This is a genomic window from Flavobacterium lindanitolerans, from assembly GCF_002846575.1.
Lineage (GTDB): Bacteria > Bacteroidota > Bacteroidia > Flavobacteriales > Flavobacteriaceae > Flavobacterium > Flavobacterium lindanitolerans.
Genome location: NZ_PJND01000007.1, coordinates 1,573,236 through 1,593,359, shown reverse-complemented (window position 1 = coordinate 1,593,359; position 20,124 = coordinate 1,573,236). Strand labels below are relative to the sequence as shown.

Sequence of the window (20,124 nt, the reverse complement as noted above, 5' to 3'; positions counted from 1 at the left end):
TCTTCAATAGGGCCTAAAGGTCCATGAGTCTGTAAAAATAAGGAATTTGAAGGCAAAATTTATGCGAATTTCAAAAAAAAACCCACCCCTATTTGCACAAGGATGGGAAAAATTGCTATGAAAAAGAAAATTACTAGTTGCCTAGTAATTTCCAAATATAAAAATTTTTGAATTATTATGAAAACATATCCTTAACTTTTTCAAAAAAAGATTTTTCACTCTTCTCTGGTTTTGGGATAAAATTTTCTTCTGTAATTGATTTTTCAAAAAATTGTTTTTGTTCTTTATTCAAATTTTTTGGTGTCCAAACGTTTACATGCACCAGTAAATCACCATTTCCATAACCGTTGATGCTTGGAATTCCTTTGCCTTTCAGGCGAAGAATCTTACCTGACTGTATACCTTCTTCCAACTTGATTCTTACTTTTCCGTTTACTGCTTCGATATCTCTTGTGACTCCCAAAACAGCTTCCGGGAAACTTATATACAAGTCCAGATGCAGGTTTTCGCCTTCACGTTTTAAAAATTCGTGTTCGACTTCTTCAATTGCAACAATCAAATCGCCCGGAATACTGTTGCTTCCCGGCGCATCATTTCCTTTATTGGAAACTTTTAACTGCATTCCGTCTACTACACCGGCCGGAATTTTGATAGAAACGGTTTCATCAACCATAATCATTCCCTGAGCATCCGCATCTTTAGGCTTGCTTTCAAGCACCTGACCCGAACCACCGCAAGTATGACAGGTTGTTGCCGACTGCATTCTTCCTAAAATTGTATTGGTAACTCTCATTACCTGACCTTGACCGTTACAGGTAGGGCAGGTTTTATAATGGGCATCTTTAGCCTGTACTTTTCTTTTGACCTTTACCTTTTTCTCAACACCATTGGCAATTTCCTCTAAGGTCAGTTTTACCTTGATTCTCAAATTGCTTCCTTTCACTCTTCGCGGACCCGAGTTTCCACCTCCGAAACCACCAAAACCGGCTCCAAAAGCGCTGCCGAAAATATCTCCGAACTGGCTGAAAATATCATCCATATTCATACCTCCGCCACCAAAACCACCTGCGCCATCAAATGCCTGGTGTCCGTACTGGTCGTATTTTGCCTTCTTTTGAGGGTCGCTCAAAACTTCATAAGCTTCTGCCGCTTTCTTAAAATTTTCTTCTGCTTCCTTATTTCCCGGATTCTTATCAGGATGGAATTCTATTGCTTTCTTTCGGTATGCCTTTTTGATTGCAGCAGCATCTGCAGATTTTGAAATTCCTAATATTTCGTAAAAATCTTGTTTCATTTTTTCATTTTTAGCATTGAAATGCTGTAGGATTTTCTACAGCATGACGAGTCATTACTGTCCGATTACCACTTTAGGGAAACGGATAATTTTGTCGCCCAATTTATATCCTTTCTCTACAACATCAACAATCTTGCCTTTCAAATCGGCCGAAGGTGCAGGGATTTGTGTAATTGCCTCCGCAAAATCAGGGTCAAATGAATCACCTGCTTTTACGTCAACTCCTTCAAGACCCTTTGATGCCAAAGTTGTTCTTAGTTTCTCGTGAATCAATTCAACACCTTTTAGAAGGTTTTCGTCACCGGATTTCGAAATTTCAACCTGAGCCCTGTCAAAATCATCCAAAACAGGCAATAATGCCAGAAGAACTTCCTGATTGGCCGTTTTGAATAAATCAATTCGTTCTTTTGCAGTTCTTCTTTTATAGTTTTCGAATTCTGCAAAAAGACGGATAAACTTGTCTTTTTCGGCTGCCAAATCCTGGGTCAGTTGCTCTTCAACGCTTAATTCTTCAACAATTAACTGCTCTCCATTTGCGTTAGCTTCTAAAGTTGCGTCATCGATTTCCTGCTCTTTGTCTTGATTTTCAGCATTCATAGTATTTTTACTTTTAAATATATTCTTAATTTTCATTTTCTGCTTTTCAAGGGATTGCAAAAGTACTGCCAATTGTTTTAAAATGTCAAATTGTCACGCTTTTTTTCTCCTATATTAGAACCTAAAACCCTGAAAACATTTTGATTTTAATATAATTTTAAGATATTTTTGGCCTGAATTTGATATGTTTGCTAAGCTAAAAAATTAAATCTTATGAAGAATCGTATCGCATCTCTATTAATTTTATCTGCATTAACCCTGACAGTTTCCTGCAAAAATGACAAAGCAGCTGAAGCCGAAACTACTGAAGCGGGTGCTGTAAAAGAAGCATCTGGTGAAGCTGTATCCTATACAGTTGACAAAGGGAATTCAAAAATTGACTGGACCGGTTCCAAACCGACAGGAAAACATACCGGAACAATTAATCTTAGTGACGGAACGGTTTCTATAAAAGACAATGTATTGGATAGCGGTAAATTTACTATTGATATGAATACGATTACCGTAACCGACCTGAAAGCCGGTGACGGAAAAGAAGATTTGGAAGGCCACTTAAAAGGAACTGGTGGTACTGAAGAAGACTTTGACCATTTCTTCAACGTAAAAAAATATCCTCAGTCTACTTTTGAAATTACAAAAGCCGTGACTGAAAACGGAAAAACGGCTGTAGAAGGTAACCTGACCATGAAAGGTATTACAAAAAACGTAAAGTTTCCTGCTACCGTAACTGTTGACGGAAATACGGTGACACTTGTCAGCGACCCTTTTACTATCAACAGAACGCTTTGGAATGTGAACTACGGGTCAAAATCTGTATTTGACAATCTGGGAGACAAATTTATCAATGACGACATCGAACTTAAGGTTAGCATTACTGCTAAGAAATAATTGTTAATTCACCCCAAAAAGAGCTCCATTTGTTGAAATGGAGCTCTTTTTATTTTTAAGAAACTCTATATCCTGATAAGTTATATCTTTTGCGGCGCGGCGCCTTTGCGTAAAATAGTTGCCGCAAAGAAGCAGAATCGCAAAGTTTATTAAAGAGTGATTGCTGATTTATTTTTATCAGCCTAAAAGATTTTCCAGAGCCTTATCTAAAGTCCTGTATTTAAATACAAACCCGTTGTCCTGAGCTTTTTGCGAACTAACATTCTGGCTTGAAACCAGCAATATATACATTTCGCCCAAAAGCAGTTTGAGAAGAAATTCCGGGACATTAGGCATAAAAAAAGGCTTTTCAAGAATAGCAGCCGTTTTTTTGACCAACTCATGATTATCGACCGGATTTGGAGCAGTAGCATTGTAGACACCTTCCCATTCGTGCTGGATGGCAAAATGATACAAATGCACTAAATCATGAATATGTATCCAGGATTGCCATTGCTTTCCTGAACCGTAAGCAGAACCCATTCCAACTTTTATTGGCTTGAGCAATTCTTTCAGCATACCCCCTTTTTCGGAAAGCACAAGGCCGGTTCTTATTTTACAAACCTTAATATTTAATCTTTTAAAGTTATCGACAGCTTCCTCCCATTTCACTACTACCTGCCCCAGGAATGAATTATCAACCGATTTATTGTCTTCTGTATAAAAAGCAGTAAGGCTGTCCGGATAAATTCCTATGGCGGATGCCGAAACAAAATGCCTTACCTGATGCGGATGCGATTTCAATATCCTGTAAAGCAAATTTGTGGTTAAAGTACGGCTCTCGATAATTTCCTGTTTATTTTTTGAAGTCCAGCGCATAGAAATAGACGCTCCGGCCAAATGTACAATGGTATTTACCCCTACAATTGCCTTTTCATCAATAACACCTTGTTGCGGATTCCAATAAAAGCCCTGATAATTAGGCTCATTTTTTATTTCTTTTTTAGAAGTGGTCAGATAATGGATTGTGATTCCGTTTTGCAATAACAGGGAAACTAACTCTGTTCCTATCAGACCCGTTGCTCCTGTAATCAAAATTTTCATAGCGTATAAATTTTCTGTATGTCAAATTTACGAGTGCATCAGCGTAATAAAATGTTAATTAAGGTAGGTTTAACGGCAAAGTCCTGTCAGGAAATTACTTCACTCTTATACTCCATTCAAAATCCATTTCGGAAACCTGCTCCCCTTTTTCATTAATACCAATAGATTTCATCCAGAAGGTTTGCCCTTCTCCGGTTTGTATTGTACGCTTTACGGCATCTTCAATCAGATGTCCATCCTGGCAGGTAAAAACAATTCTTCCCGTTGCTTTTTTTGTAAAATTCCCTTTATTGTTGGCAACCAACATGGATATTTTTCTGTTGCTTCTTTTTATATGGTACATGACCAAAGCTCCGGTAGATAATTCTGCCGCCATGGCCTGAACAGCAAAATACATCGAATTAAAAGGATTCTGATTAATCCATCGATGCTTCACGGTAACGACACAACGCTCCAAATCGATTTTCTGTACTCTTACACCGCACAAAAAAGCAGAAGGCAGTTTAAAAAAAAGAAATTTATTGAGTTTTCCGGCTGTAAATTCCATCAGTTTATTTTTTTTGAAATATACTAAATATTAATTGATTTGGAGGAAAAAGATAAAAAAGATGATAGATAAATAGACGGCAGATAAAAGACAAAAAACGCATTACATACTAAATATCAGGTACTTAATTTATTTTTAAAGATTTTGTATTTGTTAATTTTTTGTTAAATATAAGTACTATGTAAAACAAGATACTGTTTTTTAGCCATATATTTGCATAGGATATTATTATATACTTTTACATCATGGAAACATCATCAAATCAAAAAACGACCAGCGCCTTTGTACATTTAAGTACATTGACACAATATTTTATTCCATTTGGGAATTATATTTTTCCGATAATTATTTGGGGAGCCAGTAAAAAAGATTCGGACTATATTGACCATCATGGAAGACAAACCATCAACTTTCAACTTAGTCTTCTATTGTATTCTTTACTATTATGCCTGATTGCTATTCCGATTTTCATCGTTACTATTTTCAAAAACATACCTATCAACGCCATTGTCTACAACGATGACTTTATAATCGATAATTTTCATCTGGAGCATATTACCGGAATTGTGATTATAGGCATAACCGCAGCAGTTCTCTTCTTTACATTAAAAGTTGCCGAATTCTTCTTAATAATTTATGCATCTATCAAAGCCGCAAACGGAGAATTATACAAATATCCGCTAACCATCAACTTTCTTAAGACAGAGAAAAAAGAGGAAAACAAAACTGAAATTTCAGAAGAAAACGAATCATCAATCAATCATCAATCAGAAAGCGAAACAGTTTAACCATCCAAAGCCATGAAGAAAATATAATATCAGGACTAATCATCCAAAAACCATCAATCAATCATCATCAATCATCAATCATCAATCAAAAAACGAACAGTTATGTTAAAATTCATCATCACAACAGCAATGGCAATGGCAGCTTTGACAGGCTATGCCCAGGTATCAGAAAACAGAAAAGTCAATGATTTTTCAAAAATAGAAGTAGAATCAGGAATTGAATTATTTTATATGGAAAGTGACGAAAATTCAATACGAGTAGAGGGAGACAGCAAAGATGGACTTGATTCCATTATTACTGAGACAGATGGAAAAACCTTAAGAATTTATCATGTAAAAAGAAATAAAAAACAAAATGAAAGCATTTCAAAAGTTTTCGTGGCGGCTAAAAATGTCAATTCGTTCAAAGCCTCTTCAAAATCAAAATTATTTTTTGAAAATCCGGTAACTTCAGACGATATTAAAATCGAAATTTTATCCGATTCTTATTTCAGGGGAACCGTACTTCCCAATTCAAGAGTTAGTGTAAAAGTGAGTTCGGGTTCTCTTTTCAGCGGAAGATTTGAAACCGATTCTTTTACCGGAATGTTCAAAAGCGGTGCAACGGTTAGCCTTACAGGGAAAGCCAAAAAAGCAACCATCAATACAAGTTCAGGCGCTTATTGTAATGCTAAAAATTTCTTTGTCGACAAGATGACGGCAACGGCAGACACAAAATCATCTGCCCTGCTCAATGCCAGAGAGAAGATTGCCAAAGCCACAGATGCTTCTTCGATAACCTTTTTCGGAAATCCGGAGAATTTAAAAACAGGCTATGACTCTTTTGCCATTGTCAACAAATCCGGAGCCATTACATGGAATACTCCTGAATAAAGTAAAAAACACAATTAATTAAAATTTTAAAAGCACATATATGAACATTGAAAACACTAAAGCCCAGATGCGCAAAGGAGTGTTAGAGTTCTGTATCTTATCCGTCTTAAAAGAGAAGGATGCTTATACTTCAGAAATACTTGACACTCTAAAAAATGCCAAACTGCTTGTTGTAGAAGGAACGGTTTATCCGTTGCTGACAAGATTGAAAAACGACGGTCTTCTGAACTATCGTTGGGAAGAATCGACATCGGGGCCGCCAAGAAAATATTACGGCCTGACCGAATTAGGAAAACAATTTTTAAAAGAATTAAATGGCACGTGGACGGAATTGTCTGATGCCGTAAACATTATAACCAGCCAAAAATAATCATCATGAACAAAACAGTAAATATTAACTTAGGAGGTATGTTCTTTCATATTGATGAAGATGCATATCAAAAATTAAATCGCTATTTCGAAGCTGTTAAGCGTTCCTTGTCAAACTCAACCGGAAAAGACGAGATTATGAAGGATATCGAAATGCGAATTGCTGAATTGCTTACCGAAAAAAACCGTGGCGAAAAACAAGTCGTAGGTCTGAAGGATGTAGAAGAGATTATTACGGTAATGGGACAGCCGGAAGACTACCGAATTGATGATGAGGAAGTGGCAGAACCTGCCTATAACTTTTCCAGAAGAAGAACTAAAAAGTTATACCGCGACAAAGACAATTCAATGGTGGGTGGTGTATTGGCTGGGTTTGGACATTACCTTGGAATCGACCCGTTATGGTTACGTATTATCATGGTAATCCTTCTTTTGGGCTTTGGTACAGGATTTTTAATCTACATTATCTTATGGATTCTAATGCCGGCAGCCATCACCACAACCGAAAAGTTGGAGATGACCGGTGAACCCGTAACAATTTCAAATATTGAGAAAAAAGTCCGTCAGGAATTCGACACTATTTCTGAAAAATTCAAAAATGTAGATTACGACAAATTTGGCAACCAGGCCAGAAATGCCGGTGAAAGAATCGGGAGCAGTCTAAGTGACGTTCTGCTTAAAATCTTCTCTATTTTTGGAAAATTAATTGGTGCTTTTCTTGTTGTTGTTGCTTCTGCAACGTTGGCATCACTTGTAATCGGATTTATCACTGCCGGTTCATTTTCAATGGTAGATTTTCCATGGCAAAGCTATATCGACAATTTTACAGACGTGCCACTTTGGATTGTTGGAATGTTAATTCTGATAGCTATTGGAATTCCTTTCTTCTTCCTTTTGATATTGGGATTGAAACTATTGATTACCAATATGAAGTCTATCGGAAATCCTGCCAAATATACTTTACTGGCACTTTGGATAATCTCAATTGGAACCTTAGTCGCTTTAGGATTACAGCAAGCCACAGAAGTAGCATTTGATGCCAAAGTAGTGCAAAAGCAAAAATTCGACCTGAATCCGAAAGATACTTTACAAATCAAATTTACATACAATGACTATTTTGCAAAAAGCATCTATGACAGGGAAGATTTCCTGTTCGCACAAGATTCCGCAAAAACAATGGTTATCTATTCCAATAATGTGACCCTGCGTATTTTGAAAACCGATGAAAAAACGCCATACATCCAGATAGAGAAAAAAGCAGAAGGCAAATCGTTTGCTGCCGCCAGAGAAAGAGCTGAAAAAATCAATTACGGCTACAAATTCAAAGGAAATCAGTTACTACTGGACAATTACCTGCTAACTGACAGCAAAAACAAATACCGCCATCAAAAAGTAGAAATCTTCCTGTATCTTCCGGAAGGAACCTACTTCAAACCGGATATGACCGTACAAAATTACGACCATACAGATAATGGTTTCTTTGACTTGTGGTTTGATTCTGACATTTATATCTATCAAATGCAATCTTCTCAGGTAAAATGCTTAAATTGTGCGGATGTACATGGAGAGGGAGAAGGAGAAGTCTGGATTGATGAAGAACAAATAGCCAGAGAAGCGGAACAAGAGGCCCGACTTGAGGTAGAGCGTGAAATGCAACGCCAGAATATACAGAATGGCCAAAATTCTTCAACAACTGTAACAATTAATGACAAAAGCGTACAAATAAAAAAAGAAGGAACAGAAGGACCACAAGGTAATAAGCCAAAAGGTTTAAAAATGGATAAAAACGGAGTAATCATTAAAAACAACTAATTATGATTCGAATTATAATTTATTTCATGAAATTAATTATAGCCCTGCTATTTGCACTGTTCTTTTCTTCATGCCGTTACACAAATGAAAGAACAATAACCGGCAGTGGAAATGTTAGGGTAGAGACTCGAAATGTAACCGGTTTTAAAGGAATCAACGTAAGCAACGCCCTTGAAGTAGAAGTAGAACAGGGCGATGCCTATCAGGTAGTTGTTGAAGCTGATGAAAATCTGCTTTCGCATATTATAACGAGAGTTGAAAACGGAATACTCCATATTGAAGCAGATTCCAATACCTTCAGAAATATTGATGCCAGAAAAATCAAAGTAAAACTGCCTGTAATTGTTAGCCTCGAAGCGTCCAGTGCCTCAAAAATTACCAGCATAGGTACGCTGATAACCGACAAACTTTTGGTTGATGCAAGCAGTGCCGCCGGAATTGATATTGCCGTTGAAGCCGACGAACTTACCTGCAACAGCAGTAGTGCCAGTTCTGTAGATTTAAAAGGCAAAGCCCTAAAATTTAAAGCCGATTCTTCCAGCGCCAGCGAAATCGATGCTGATCAATTGTTAGCAAATGACGTTATTGCCGTTGCTTCCAGTGCTGCTACCATTAGTGCCCACCCCATTCTGACACTGGATGCCGAAGCCAGCAGTGGCGGAAATATAAGCTACAACAATACTCCAAGGAACTCATTAAAACAAAATGCTGATTCCGGAGGCGGTATCAGCAAAAATGAATAATTAAAAATCCCGATAGTTTTTATCGGGATTTTTTTTGCTTATAACTTCTGTTATTTCCTCCATAAAAAGACAAGTTCCTAAAAATTCATCCTTCCACAAAACGTTAGCAATCTTTATTTATATTTGTGAAAACAATCCTTACATTATAATGAGAAGACTTATTCTATTTGCCGTCATTTTGACAACAGCCGTTTCCTTTGCACAAAGCAAGGAAAGAATTAAAGGTACCAAAGTCGTTACCATAGCACCCCGCGAAATCCAAAGTTTTGAAAACCTGGAAGTAGAAGACAATATTGAAATCTTCCTTGTCAAGGGTGATAACAATGCGCTGGAAATTGAGGCAGATGAAAATCTTCATGAAATAATCGAATCCAGCCTGAACGGAGGTACTTTGCGCCTTACAACCACGAAAAATGTAACCAGCTATAAGAAACTAAGTGTCAAGGTTACGTATACCGATGACTTTAAAATGGTGACGGCGAAAAATGAAGCAACAATTAACGCGCTTTCTGACATTGAACTGGATAACATTACCTTTAAGACATTCGACTATACAAAACTGTTTTTAAATGTCAAGTCGCGTTGGTTTACCATTTTTGCCAACGACAAATCCAAAATAGAACTGAATGTAAAAGCAGAAACTGCGGCAGTCGAACTGAGTAAAAGTGCCAATATGAAAGCACTGATTTCTTCTGAATCTCTAAAATTTGATATGTACCAAAAATCGACGGCAGTTATTGAAGGCGATATCGTGGATTTAAAATTACGTCTGGACAACAATGCTAATTTTACAGGAAAAAACCTGAATGCCAAAAATGCTGAAATCATTACCGAAGCTTATGCTAACGGAAGCATACAGGTTAGTGTAAAAGCCATCATAGAAGCAGGAGGCAAATCAGAATTGCAGTTGTATGGTGACCAGAAAATTGAAATCAAAAATTTTACCGACAGCGCGGTACTTATGAAAAAGCCAATCAAATAGTCTCGCAAACAACAATCATAAATAAAAAATCCGGGCAATGCCCGGATTTTTTTATCGTATACATTTGTAGATTAATGTAATGTTGCCAGATAACGTTCTGCATCCAAAGCTGCCATACAGCCTGAACCAGCCGCAGTAATTGCCTGACGGTATTCTTTATCCTGAACATCGCCCGAAGCAAAAACTCCCGGAAGGTTTGTTTTGGTTGTTTTTCCGGACGTAATCAAATAGCCCGTTTCATCCATATCCAACTGTCCTTTAAAGATGTCTGTATTTGGCTTGTGCCCTATCGCGATAAATAATCCGGTAATAGCAATTTCCGATTTTTCACCTGTTGCATTGTTAATCATTTTTAGACCTTCTACTACCTGGTCACCCACAACTTCTTCTACTTCTGTATTAAAAAGCACTTTCAGGTTAGGTGTGTTTTCAACACGGTGCTGCATCGCTTTAGAAGCTCGCATCACATCTTTTCGAACCAGCATGGTTACGCTTTTACAAATATTGGCAAGATAGGTGGCTTCCTCGGCAGCGGTATCTCCTGCTCCAACAATGGCAACATCCTGGTTTCTGTAGAAAAATCCGTCGCAAACCGCGCAGGCAGAAACTCCGCCACCGCGTAATTTTTGTTCACTTGGCAATCCAAGATATTTTGCCGTAGCTCCGGTAGAAATAATTACCGTTTGAGCAAGGACTTCCTTGCTTCCGTCAACCGTAATTTTATGCCACCCTCCTTTTTCTTTTGAAAATTCAACAGCAGTAACCATTCCAATTCTAACTTCTGTTCCAAAACGTTCCGCCTGTTGCTGTAGTTGTATCATCATGGTTGGCCCGTCAATACCTTCCGGATAGCCAGGAAAGTTATCAACTTCTGTCGTGGTGGTTAATTGTCCCCCAGGTTCCATACCGGTATACATAACAGGTTTCATATCCGCACGGGCGGCATAAATTGCAGCAGTATATCCAGCAGGCCCGGAGCCTATAATCAAACATTTTATTTTTTCAATAGTATCAGACATAATAGTATAGTGAATTATTTTTTTCCAACGCAAAAGTACATTTTTATCGAAAGATTAAATGCATAAACGGATTAGTTTTAACTATCTAAAAATAATATTCTCTTATTTCTTTTTTTTCTGTTGCAGAATAAAAATATAGTCTTATATTTGCACTCACCTTTTCGGGGTGTAGCGTAGCCCGGTTATCGCGCCTGCTTTGGGAGCAGGAGGCCGCAGGTTCGAATCCTGCCACCCCGACTAAAACGACAAATGGTGCCATTGGAAGACAAATGGTGCCATTTTTCATTTTAATCCCTTTTTTATTACTATAGCAAGGCTTCCTGTAAAAATTCCCTTTAATTAAAGAATCACCATATCAGTATTTTTGAGCTTATTTTGAGTCAAAAGTCAAGAATATGGGAATATGTTTAAAGGATTCGAACCATGTCCACGCTTTTAAATATTTTCTTTTTTTCAACCGATCTTGATTTTGATAGAAATGCAAATTTCTGCAAGTTTTAACAGGAAGGATAAAACCTTAGTGGCATTTTGAGTTGATATTTTATTCCCTTTGATTAGTTCAATTTCTATAACATTCGAGATTATATCTTCTTGTTCTTTGCTAATGTTTTTAATGACTCCTGCTTCTTCAAAGTTCTCTTTTGTATTAGAGTGCTGAGATACATAAACGATCCGAACCTCATCTTTCAAGTGACTTGTAAAGTCGGCATCGCTATATACAAAATCTTTATTCAAGAACAACGAAGCAACTTTTAATTCTATGGAATTGTCTGTACCACGAAAAATAAGAGCGGGCTTTAAGAAACATTTCGTAAGCTTTTTTAAACTCTGCTTCTGCTGTATATCAAGTTTATAAGCATCATTGAGTTGTGTGCCTAAGATGCCAATTCTATTTTCGCAGTCTGATTTTATTGAATGGTAATCTTCTTCGTCAATTGTACCTTTTACTAAAAGTTCCCTTGCATTAGCAACTCGTTCTATCATTTTATATAATGATCTATTGATATTGGTTTTATCAATAGATTTTTGTTCGTACAATTTGCCATAAATCTTTCTGATAAGATCTTCGAAAATTGGAGTATATTCCACATTTGGTTTTAGCAAACGAATCCCTGATAATAAGTTTTCATTTACTTGATCTGCCCTTACTCGATAACCACAAGAAGAAGAACAATGATAATAAAAGTACTTTTTGGACCTTCCTTTTGAACCACTTCCAGACATTTTTTTTGAACAAAGAGGACAACTGAGTATTCCTCTAAACATAAGCTCACTATTGTCGCTTTGTTTAATGTATTTTTTGTCGCGTCGTTTAATTCTTGATTGTACTTCATCAAAAATTTCTATTGAAATTAAAGGTTTATGGATTCCTTGAACCTCTACTATAGTTTTTCCATTTAAAGATGGAACTCTTATTTTACCACAGTAGACTGGATTTTGAAGTATATTGAAGAAAGCATTTAAACTACATTTTAACCCACCTCTAAGAACGGTTTTGTGGTAAGAACGAACTGATATATTTTCATCGAAGTCTCGAAATGCCTTTTTGATCAATGTTGCCTCTGGCTCACGGGGTACGATTGTTTTTGTGCCATCTGGTAACGATATATTGAGATAACCTATAGGTGCTCGCCCCATATATCTTCCTTCCTTTTTGGCTTTGTGTATGCCTTGCTTAATGTTTAAAGACCTTCGGTCATTCTCTACTTCTGCTGTGACTATATACATTGCTAATAATACTTTGTTTTCAGGTACTGACATATCCAAAGGTTGATCTGTAGCTTGGGGTTCAATTCCAATCTTTTGAAGTTGGGTTATTGTATAATACGCATTTGCTGTATTCCTACTAAATCTATCCCAGCGAGTAAATAGAATAAGGTTTGGTCTTGTAGCTCTATTCATGTTTAATTCTTTTATCATTGAAGTCCAGGCTGGTCGGTCAAAGTTTTTTGCCGAATGATCTTCAAATATGGTCTGGACAATTTCAATATGATTGTCTCTACAATATTTATTTAATTTTTCTTCTTGGCTACGTTGAGAGTATCCTTTTTGTGCTTGTTCGTCTGTGCTGACACGGATGTAAATAATTGCTGTTGACATAATTTTCTAATAATAACGTGAGCGTATTAATGGAAAATTAATTATGCAATTAAACTCTTGAAATTATTGTGTAAATACGGTTTTCCGTAATTGCTCAATTTCTTTTTTTAATATATTTGTAGGTAATACAAGTTGTTGAAAGTCTGTATATTTAGATTGATTGAAGAATATAAACCAATAAGGTCATAGGAAAAATATAATAGTTGATATCTGACTTGTAAATATGTTAAATTTAAGTCATGATGAACAGCCTATTTCCGGAGGAAAAAATTGAAATTATTTTCAATTGTACATATATAAAAAGTATCAACGGCAATAAAAAAGAATATTATATTGGAGTTGAACAAGGCATTATAAGGAAATTTAATGGAAGTAAGTTTTCAGGATATGAATTTCTTTCCGAAAATGGTTCAAAGTATTTTATCTCAACAATTAAAAGCCAGATCCCACAAAATTATGATGCTGTATTCACATTGCTTGAAGAGTATGAAAAACTGACCATTGCAATTCTTTCGAAATGTAAAAAGAAAGCAGAGTATATAAAACTTCCTGATCACAAAAATATCCTTCAGACTTGGGAAGGGAAATTTAATTACAAAAAGGAAGTCAAAGATGAAACTGGTAATATTACTCAATTTGGACTTAGACCTCCACAAATTGGTGCATTACATTCCATCCTCTCACATTGGAGTATTTCAACCAAACCTGCTGTAGTTGTAATGCCTACTGGAACAGGTAAGACTGAAACAATGCTATGCTTAACTATAGCAGAAAAGTGTCAGGGCTTATTGGTAGTCGTTCCCTCGGCCTCATTGAGAACCCAAATTTTCAATAAATTCAAATCTCTGGGTGTTCTCAAAGATAAAAGGTTTCAGATTGTTTCCTCTTCTGCCAAAAACCCTATTGTAGGTTTCCTAAAAACGGGTATAAAAAGCATAGACGATGCAAATACTTTGTTTGAATCAAATGTAATTATTTCCACTCCGCAAATAATTACAGGGATACTGAGTGGTGATACGAAAATAAAGGGGGCATTGCTTAATTGGTGCAATCTTTTAATTATGGATGAAGCACACCATAGTCAGGCAAAAGAGTGGAATAACATTAAAGTACAATTTGAAACTTTTAATAAACCTATTTTGTTATTCACGGCGACTCCATTTAGAAATGACAAGAAACGTTTACAAGGTAAGGTGATTTATGATTATCCCCTCTCACTCGCCCAAAGAGACAATTATTACAAACAAATTGTTTTTCATCCTATTCTAGAATTTAACCCTCTGAAATCTGATCAACTTATTGCAGAGAAAGCAATTTCCATTTTGGAAAAAGATATAGAGGAAAAATACGACCATATACTGATGGCAAGGGTGGATACAATGTCTAAAGCTGAAGAGGTGTTTGAAAAAATCTACAAACCATATCAGAAGTACAATCCGGTATTTATTCATAGTGGTATTAAACAGACAATTCGCAAGAAAATATTGGAAGACATTATTGCGGGAAAACATAAAATAATTGTATGTGTAGATATGCTTGGAGAAGGATTTGACCTTCCTCAGTTAAAAATTTGTGCATTGCACGATTTGCATAAAAACATCACAACCTCATTTCAGTTCTTTGGAAGGTTTACGCGCGAATCAATATTAAAATTGGGCAATGCGTCTATAGTAGCCAATATTGCAGATCCGGAGCTAAAGGGGACTTTGAAAAAATTATATCAAAAAGATTCGGACTGGGATAAAATTATCAGTATGGCGAATGAAGATATAATAGGCTCAGTAAAAGAAGAACAAGACTTTTTTCAGAATTTTTCAGATGCTGAGATCCCGGCAAAAATTCCATTGCGAAATATAACGCCAGCGATGAGCACAGTTGTCTTCAGGTTATTTGATGATAAGATCGAATGGGAACCACAGAATTATACATCTTGTTTTAATGAAGAAAAATATGAAACAGTATCAGTAGAACATGAAGAAAAAAATCTACTCGTTATTGTTGCAAAAAAAGTGGATCCTGTAAAATGGGGGAAAATAGACGATTTGCTAAACTGTCAATATGATCTCTATATAGTATATCTGAACGAAGAACAGAAACTACTCTATATAAACAGTACAAATAATGGAACAACACATGATAAACTTGCCGAAGCCATTGTAGGTGCCAATAAAAGTTTGTTTAATGAGGCTGATATCTATAAGTGCCTGGATGGAGTATTTCAATTAGAGCTATTTAATTTAGGTTTAAAGTCTACTTTAGATGGTCCCATCAGTTTCACTATGTATGCAGGGAATTCTATCGTGAGTGGTCTGGATGAATTGGACAAGGATACTAAATCCAGTTCAAATCTTTTCGGAGTCGGCTATGAGAATGGAGATAAGGTCACAATTGGTTGCTCCTCCAAAGGTAGAGTTTGGACTAAATTGGTGAAAAGTATTCCCGATTTCTGCCAATGGTGTGATAGTCTTGGTAACAAGCTTTTGGATGATTCCATAGATACACAAGACATTTTCAAATTCATTCAGAAACCAGAATTGATTACAGAACTTCCTGCGAACAAAGTTCCTGTAGCCATGAAATGGAACGAAGAATTATATGCTTATACCTCCATGACTTTGCACAGAGGTATTCCTGTAGTTGATTTTAATGTTAAATTGAACTCTTATGGCCGTGATTATGTTGAATTCTCGATAGAGTCGAATCAGAATGCCATCGACTATAAACTTGTATTAGATCCCAAGATTGGACGTGGTTATAGATATGAATTGGTTGGAACTATGCCTTTTGTAATTACTTACAAAGGAAACGAAATAGATATAGCAGAATTATTTTATGATTTTCCTCCTGTGACTTGGTTCCATGACAATTCCAAAATGTATAATAATATCTTCTTTCCTTTTAAAGGGAAAATCAACCTTTTTGATACCTCCAAAATACTTGCTTTAGAATGGACAGGTACAGACATTCGGAAAGAATCACAAAAACAGGAAAAGAGAGCAGACTCAATTCAATATCATATTATTGAAAAGCTAAAATCTAATACTGATTATAAAATAATATTTGACGACGATGATGCCAATGAAGCGAGTGATATTGTAGCGATAAAATTTTGGGAGGGTGGCGACAGCAGAATAAAAATAGACTTGTACCATTGTAAGTTTTCATCAAAATCACAAAGTGGAGGTCGCTTAAAGGATCTATATGAGGTTTGTGGTCAAGCACAAAGAAGCTTTCATTGGAGACATACCACTTATGAGCTTCTGCAACATATGGTTAGACGCCAAAATTCACGGATTAACCAAGGAAAAACAAGTAGATACGAAATTGGCGGGGATGAAGAAATGAATACCTTATTAAATATGATAACATCAGGATATTGTGAACTTGAATTCAATATCTATGTTGTGCAACCAGGTATTTCTAAAAAGGCTATTGAAAAAGAAACAGAACACTTGAAATTACTTGGAGCAACTGATTTACTATTAAAAAAGACAGGGAATAGCTTCTTTGTAATGACCAGTGAATAATGAAAATAATTGAAAATATTATTTAGAAACAAAATCATCAAATATGCCTGAAAACCAAATGCGTACTCAAGAGCTTTTAGCCCAGGAAGGGCTGGAAAGTATTGGACAGAAACTTTACAATAACATCAACATTGAATTATCAGGGGATCCTCAAAGTGCAAGAAGGTGGGTTTGGGAGTTATTGCAAAATGCCAAAGATGTAATCACTGATGATGGGCAAATTGAGATAAACTTAACAGACTCAGCCGTTGAGTTTTCACATAATGGAAGCCCCTTTCAACATAGTAATTTGCTGGCAATACTCAGCCAGCGTTCTACTAAAGCCCCAAGTTATACTGATGATGAAAAACAGACCTTTTTTGATCGCTTATTTAGTGAAGAAGGTATTAATAATGACGATGCAAAAAAGTTCCTTAACACTTCAGGTCGGTTCGGCACAGGTTTCATGACCACTTATTTGTTAAGTAAAAAGATTTCTCTTGAGAGTATTTATACAACAAGTGATAGAATAAAATCCTTTTTTATTTCTCTAGATCGGGAAGCAGAAACTCCAGATCAGATGAAAGAGAAGGTAAAGAAATCCTTTGCTTCATTTACAGAACTGGAACAATCAAACGATACAGAAAACAATATTAGTGATTATAAAGAAGGTAGTAAATGTTACACCAAGTTTGTTTATGAATATGATGCCGAAGGAAAGAAAACAGCAGAAATTGGAATTGCAGACCTTCATAAGTCAATTCCCTTTACGCTTTCATTTGTTGAAAAGATCAATAGTGTTAAAGTAATAGAATATGGAAAGGTAACTACATATACTAAATTAAAACCCTTAACATTTGATAGCGTTTCCATTGTAAGAATTGAAAAGGAAACCGAAAATGATAAAGCTCTTATCGAAATAGCAAAGGTTTCTGAAAAGCATGGTGCCTTAACGATTTCTATACCAGTTGAAAATATTGGAGAAAGCAAATACAAGATACTTTTTCCTAATGAAGCAACACCACGTAAATTCATTTCATTTCCATTGGTTGGCTCTGAAACATTTCCATTTCCCGTAATCATTAATAGCTCTCTTTTTAATCCAGCAGATGATACACGAAGTAGCGTGTCTCTTAATCTATCAGGGAGTTTTCAATATGATAAGAAAGTTCATTTAAATAGAGCAATATTTGAGAAATCTATTGGACTCTATAAACAGCTCCTTTCTTTTGCGAGTGAAAAGAAATGGGAAAATATTCATTATTTGGCTAAATCCGATTTACCTATTGATGTTGATAAGATTTGGTATCAACAAAACATACAACAGGAGATAAGGAAAGAAATTTTAGATGCCGATATTGTAGCAACGGAACACAGCACTACACGTATTAAACCTAAAGATGCAAAGTTCCCCATATACAGTAGTGATAAGCTGGATGAATTTTGGGCATTGTGTCAATATCTTATAGGTGATAAAATTCCACGGAAAGATGATGTAGAGATATGGAAGAATATTATAGAGGCTAATACAGAAAGCTGGTTAGGCGCAGACTTTGATTTTACTCTTGAAAAGCTTTTATTACTTATTCAGGATGAGGGTAATTTTACTGAATTCAGCAAGAAATACTTTTCTACCAATGAAGAGGCCTTTAGCGCATTAAATAAAATTATCCAGTTTGCAGAAGATGAAAACAAAGAGTTATTGGATAGAAAAGAAAACCCATTAAAAGTTTTTCCTGATCAAACACCCGAATCAATCTTTAGGGAAAAGAAAGATTTGAGTAGGGATATAAATGTTCCATTTCAAATTAAAAATGTACTGAGAACTACCGGAGATAATTGGTATGAGAAATTGGTAAGGAATGAGATGACCATATTCGAGCGAGAAAGTAAGTTGACAATAAAACATGCTTCAGACAGAATTAAAGACAAAATAGAGAAGTCGTTTTCAGGAAAGCTTAAAGAGGAAGAAGAAATACAATTGAATGAAGGATTATTCGAACTTATTGGCTATTCTTTTACTGACTCAGAAGCTGATTTTGAAACGCTTCATAGGTTTGCAGCACGTATCTTTCCTGATAAGGTGAATGATAAGTTGGAAGAAGTCACAGGTTTAGATGATTTTGATTATAAACCGTGTCAACTTTGGGCAATTAAAACGATTCTCAAAAAAGTTTCAGAGCTTGTCGACTTAAATGGTCTCTCTCAGCATCTTTTCAACGTAAACTATCCAGAGGTGAAAGATGAATACTCAGAAGCTGAAAAGGACCAAATGTATCCTCTTGATGTCTTTCTTAATGATCTTATTCAATTTTCCATCGCATTTGAAAATAATCAATATCATTTATTATCCAAATATGCAATTATTCCAAACCAGTTAAATGAGTTATGCAAATTTAATAGCGAAATCTTTAATGATGATAACATACCTGTTGAGTTAAAGAACATTCTTAAAGATTTTGGTGTGGAATGCAGGGGAAATTTATTACATAATGGTGTGTCTATAAAATTGAATGACAATCGTGATCTCAAGTGGATTTGCAGCCAGCTTGATGATGTTGTTATAAAAGAGCAAAATAATGACAGCGTTAAACAACCAATCAGAGAATTGGACAAATGGATTTCTGCGCATAAGGAAACGATTACACGTATGGATGAGTTATTTAAAAGTTTCAATCGCAAAAGATCAGGCATTGTATTAAACACTTATGGCTTAGAAGAAAGAAATCAATTTGATGAAATATTAAAAAGTGGCATGAGTGCTGATTTTGCTGACATAGTAAAATCGGGAGCTAAAGCAGAAACAATTAAAGAGCTTGCAATTATATCCAAAGATATAAATCTTGAATCTGCTCTGTCAATCTTGAAAGATCATCCTGAATTAACTTCTGAAAAGATAGAGCGCTTACTGGAACTTGAAGAATTAAGCAAAGGCTGGAATCCCGAATTGAGCTATGAACCTGATGAGGAACAGACAAGAAGAAACTTCGAAAATGGCTGGAAGGGTGAAGCATTTGTTTATAAAGAGCTAAAGAAAAAGAATTTTGAAGTAGATTGGGTAAACCTTTCGAAAACTGAAAATAATAATTCCATAATTGATTTTGAAGGAGAAAAGCATTACATCGTTGACACTGGTGGTAAGTATGACCTGAAAGCCAAGTTAAGCAATGGTAATACCATATACATACAGGTAAAGGCTACCATAACCGATATATCCAATGCTGATCACATTGCTATGCCGATAAGTACAAGGGAGTGGAAATTTGTTTTTGAAACCAATGATAATGAAGCCTATTATTTAGCCAGAGTATTCAATGTGAACGAAAAAGACCCTGAACTATATTTTATGAAACTTGAAAAACCACAGGAATTATGAGCACGTCCAGTATAATAAGCACGCGGTGATGATCGCTGCTTTACGCCTGCTCAGGTCCAGCCCCCTTTTGGAATGAGAATATAATTCTTGGGAAGGAATGCTGGCAGACCAGGTTACCATCCGAGAGGATGGGTACTGGATATCCGA

At 35.9% G+C, this 20,124-nt stretch carries 15 protein-coding genes and 1 tRNA gene; 10 read left to right on the top strand and 6 right to left on the bottom strand.

The annotated features are described in order from the left end of the window. Nucleotides 1-175: 175 nt before the first annotated feature. Complete coding sequence (gene dnaJ, locus B0G92_RS06850) at nucleotides 176-1,294, bottom strand: molecular chaperone DnaJ (RefSeq protein ID WP_056069715.1); 1,119 nt, start codon at nucleotides 1,292-1,294, stop codon at nucleotides 176-178. 54 nt (nucleotides 1,295-1,348) lie between these two features. Then, the gene (locus B0G92_RS06845; protein WP_101471546.1) at nucleotides 1,349-1,927 is read right to left on the bottom strand and encodes a nucleotide exchange factor GrpE; all 579 of its coding nucleotides are present in this window, start codon (nucleotides 1,925-1,927) and stop codon (nucleotides 1,349-1,351) included. Between the two features lie 177 nt (nucleotides 1,928-2,104). Here B0G92_RS06845 and B0G92_RS06840 point away from each other — a divergent pair, with 177 nt between their 5' ends. Continuing rightward, nucleotides 2,105-2,779: a YceI family protein gene (locus tag B0G92_RS06840; RefSeq protein ID WP_101471545.1), complete on the top strand. Its 675-nt coding sequence runs from the start codon at nucleotides 2,105-2,107 to the stop codon at nucleotides 2,777-2,779. Nucleotides 2,780-2,956: 177 nt separating this feature from the next. Here B0G92_RS06840 and B0G92_RS06835 read toward each other — a convergent pair whose 3' ends face one another. Next, nucleotides 2,957-3,862, bottom strand: a complete 906-nt coding sequence (locus B0G92_RS06835) for a TIGR01777 family oxidoreductase (RefSeq protein ID WP_101471544.1) — start codon at nucleotides 3,860-3,862, stop codon at nucleotides 2,957-2,959. Between the two features lie 94 nt (nucleotides 3,863-3,956). After that, on the bottom strand, nucleotides 3,957-4,409 hold the full coding sequence (locus B0G92_RS06830) for a DUF4442 domain-containing protein (RefSeq protein WP_056069703.1): 453 nt from the start codon (nucleotides 4,407-4,409) through the stop codon (nucleotides 3,957-3,959). Between the two features lie 245 nt (nucleotides 4,410-4,654). Between B0G92_RS06830 and B0G92_RS06825 the strand changes: the two genes are divergently transcribed. The 6 genes from B0G92_RS06825 to B0G92_RS06800 all read left to right on the top strand — a co-directional run bounded on the left by B0G92_RS06825 (nucleotide 4,655) and on the right by B0G92_RS06800 (nucleotide 9,976). After that, nucleotides 4,655-5,197, top strand: coding sequence for a DUF4870 domain-containing protein (locus B0G92_RS06825; RefSeq protein ID WP_101471543.1), 543 nt, complete (start codon nucleotides 4,655-4,657; stop codon nucleotides 5,195-5,197). A 102-nt stretch (nucleotides 5,198-5,299) separates the two neighbouring features. Beyond that, nucleotides 5,300-6,070, top strand: a complete 771-nt coding sequence (locus B0G92_RS06820) for a GIN domain-containing protein (RefSeq protein WP_101471542.1) — start codon at nucleotides 5,300-5,302, stop codon at nucleotides 6,068-6,070. Between the two features lie 40 nt (nucleotides 6,071-6,110). Continuing rightward, nucleotides 6,111-6,440 (top strand): PadR family transcriptional regulator, encoded by a 330-nt coding sequence (locus B0G92_RS06815; protein WP_056069700.1) that lies wholly within the window; start codon nucleotides 6,111-6,113, stop codon nucleotides 6,438-6,440. Between the two features lie 5 nt (nucleotides 6,441-6,445). Continuing rightward, entirely contained in the window at nucleotides 6,446-8,251 is a 1,806-nt protein-coding gene (locus B0G92_RS06810) for a PspC domain-containing protein (RefSeq protein ID WP_101471541.1), read from the top strand. A gap of 2 nt (nucleotides 8,252-8,253) precedes the next feature. Continuing rightward, complete coding sequence (locus B0G92_RS06805; RefSeq protein WP_101471540.1) at nucleotides 8,254-8,994, top strand: head GIN domain-containing protein; 741 nt, start codon at nucleotides 8,254-8,256, stop codon at nucleotides 8,992-8,994. A 148-nt stretch (nucleotides 8,995-9,142) separates the two neighbouring features. Further along, complete coding sequence (locus tag B0G92_RS06800) at nucleotides 9,143-9,976, top strand: GIN domain-containing protein (protein WP_101471539.1); 834 nt, start codon at nucleotides 9,143-9,145, stop codon at nucleotides 9,974-9,976. Nucleotides 9,977-10,047: 71 nt separating this feature from the next. Here the strand turns inward: B0G92_RS06800 and trxB are convergent, their stop codons facing one another. Further along, nucleotides 10,048-10,995 carry a thioredoxin-disulfide reductase gene (trxB, locus tag B0G92_RS06795; protein ID WP_056069686.1) on the bottom strand — a complete coding sequence of 316 codons (948 nt, stop codon included), beginning with the start codon at nucleotides 10,993-10,995 and terminating at the stop codon, nucleotides 10,048-10,050. Nucleotides 10,996-11,157: 162 nt separating this feature from the next. Here trxB and B0G92_RS06790 point away from each other — a divergent pair. Next, nucleotides 11,158-11,232 (top strand) — tRNA-Pro (locus tag B0G92_RS06790). A gap of 216 nt (nucleotides 11,233-11,448) precedes the next feature. Here B0G92_RS06790 and B0G92_RS06785 read toward each other — a convergent pair. Next, entirely contained in the window at nucleotides 11,449-13,095 is a 1,647-nt protein-coding gene (locus B0G92_RS06785; RefSeq protein WP_101471538.1) for a recombinase family protein, read from the bottom strand. A 239-nt stretch (nucleotides 13,096-13,334) separates the two neighbouring features. Here B0G92_RS06785 and B0G92_RS06780 point away from each other — a divergent pair, with 239 nt between their 5' ends. Together B0G92_RS06780 and B0G92_RS06775 are read left to right on the top strand one after the other, a co-directional pair. After that, nucleotides 13,335-16,622 carry a DEAD/DEAH box helicase family protein gene (locus B0G92_RS06780; protein WP_180326409.1) on the top strand — a complete coding sequence of 1,096 codons (3,288 nt, stop codon included), beginning with the start codon at nucleotides 13,335-13,337 and terminating at the stop codon, nucleotides 16,620-16,622. Between the two features lie 43 nt (nucleotides 16,623-16,665). Then, the gene (locus B0G92_RS06775; RefSeq protein ID WP_101471537.1) at nucleotides 16,666-19,977 is read left to right on the top strand and encodes a protein NO VEIN domain-containing protein; all 3,312 of its coding nucleotides are present in this window, start codon (nucleotides 16,666-16,668) and stop codon (nucleotides 19,975-19,977) included. Nucleotides 19,978-20,124: the final 147 nt, after the last annotated feature.

Coding starts and splice junctions, on each gene's coding strand:
- dnaJ (WP_056069715.1), bottom strand. CDS start 1,294: ATGAAACAAGATTTTTACGAAATATTAGGAATTTCAAAATCTGCAGAT.
- B0G92_RS06845 (WP_101471546.1), bottom strand. CDS start 1,927: ATGAAAATTAAGAATATATTTAAAAGTAAAAATACTATGAATGCTGAA.
- B0G92_RS06840 (WP_101471545.1), top strand. CDS start 2,105: ATGAAGAATCGTATCGCATCTCTATTAATTTTATCTGCATTAACCCTG.
- B0G92_RS06835 (WP_101471544.1), bottom strand. CDS start 3,862: ATGAAAATTTTGATTACAGGAGCAACGGGTCTGATAGGAACAGAGTTA.
- B0G92_RS06830 (WP_056069703.1), bottom strand. CDS start 4,409: ATGGAATTTACAGCCGGAAAACTCAATAAATTTCTTTTTTTTAAACTG.
- B0G92_RS06825 (WP_101471543.1), top strand. CDS start 4,655: ATGGAAACATCATCAAATCAAAAAACGACCAGCGCCTTTGTACATTTA.
- B0G92_RS06820 (WP_101471542.1), top strand. CDS start 5,300: ATGTTAAAATTCATCATCACAACAGCAATGGCAATGGCAGCTTTGACA.
- B0G92_RS06815 (WP_056069700.1), top strand. CDS start 6,111: ATGAACATTGAAAACACTAAAGCCCAGATGCGCAAAGGAGTGTTAGAG.
- B0G92_RS06810 (WP_101471541.1), top strand. CDS start 6,446: ATGAACAAAACAGTAAATATTAACTTAGGAGGTATGTTCTTTCATATT.
- B0G92_RS06805 (WP_101471540.1), top strand. CDS start 8,254: ATGATTCGAATTATAATTTATTTCATGAAATTAATTATAGCCCTGCTA.
- B0G92_RS06800 (WP_101471539.1), top strand. CDS start 9,143: ATGAGAAGACTTATTCTATTTGCCGTCATTTTGACAACAGCCGTTTCC.
- trxB (WP_056069686.1), bottom strand. CDS start 10,995: ATGTCTGATACTATTGAAAAAATAAAATGTTTGATTATAGGCTCCGGG.
- B0G92_RS06785 (WP_101471538.1), bottom strand. CDS start 13,095: ATGTCAACAGCAATTATTTACATCCGTGTCAGCACAGACGAACAAGCA.
- B0G92_RS06780 (WP_180326409.1), top strand. CDS start 13,335: ATGATGAACAGCCTATTTCCGGAGGAAAAAATTGAAATTATTTTCAAT.
- B0G92_RS06775 (WP_101471537.1), top strand. CDS start 16,666: ATGCCTGAAAACCAAATGCGTACTCAAGAGCTTTTAGCCCAGGAAGGG.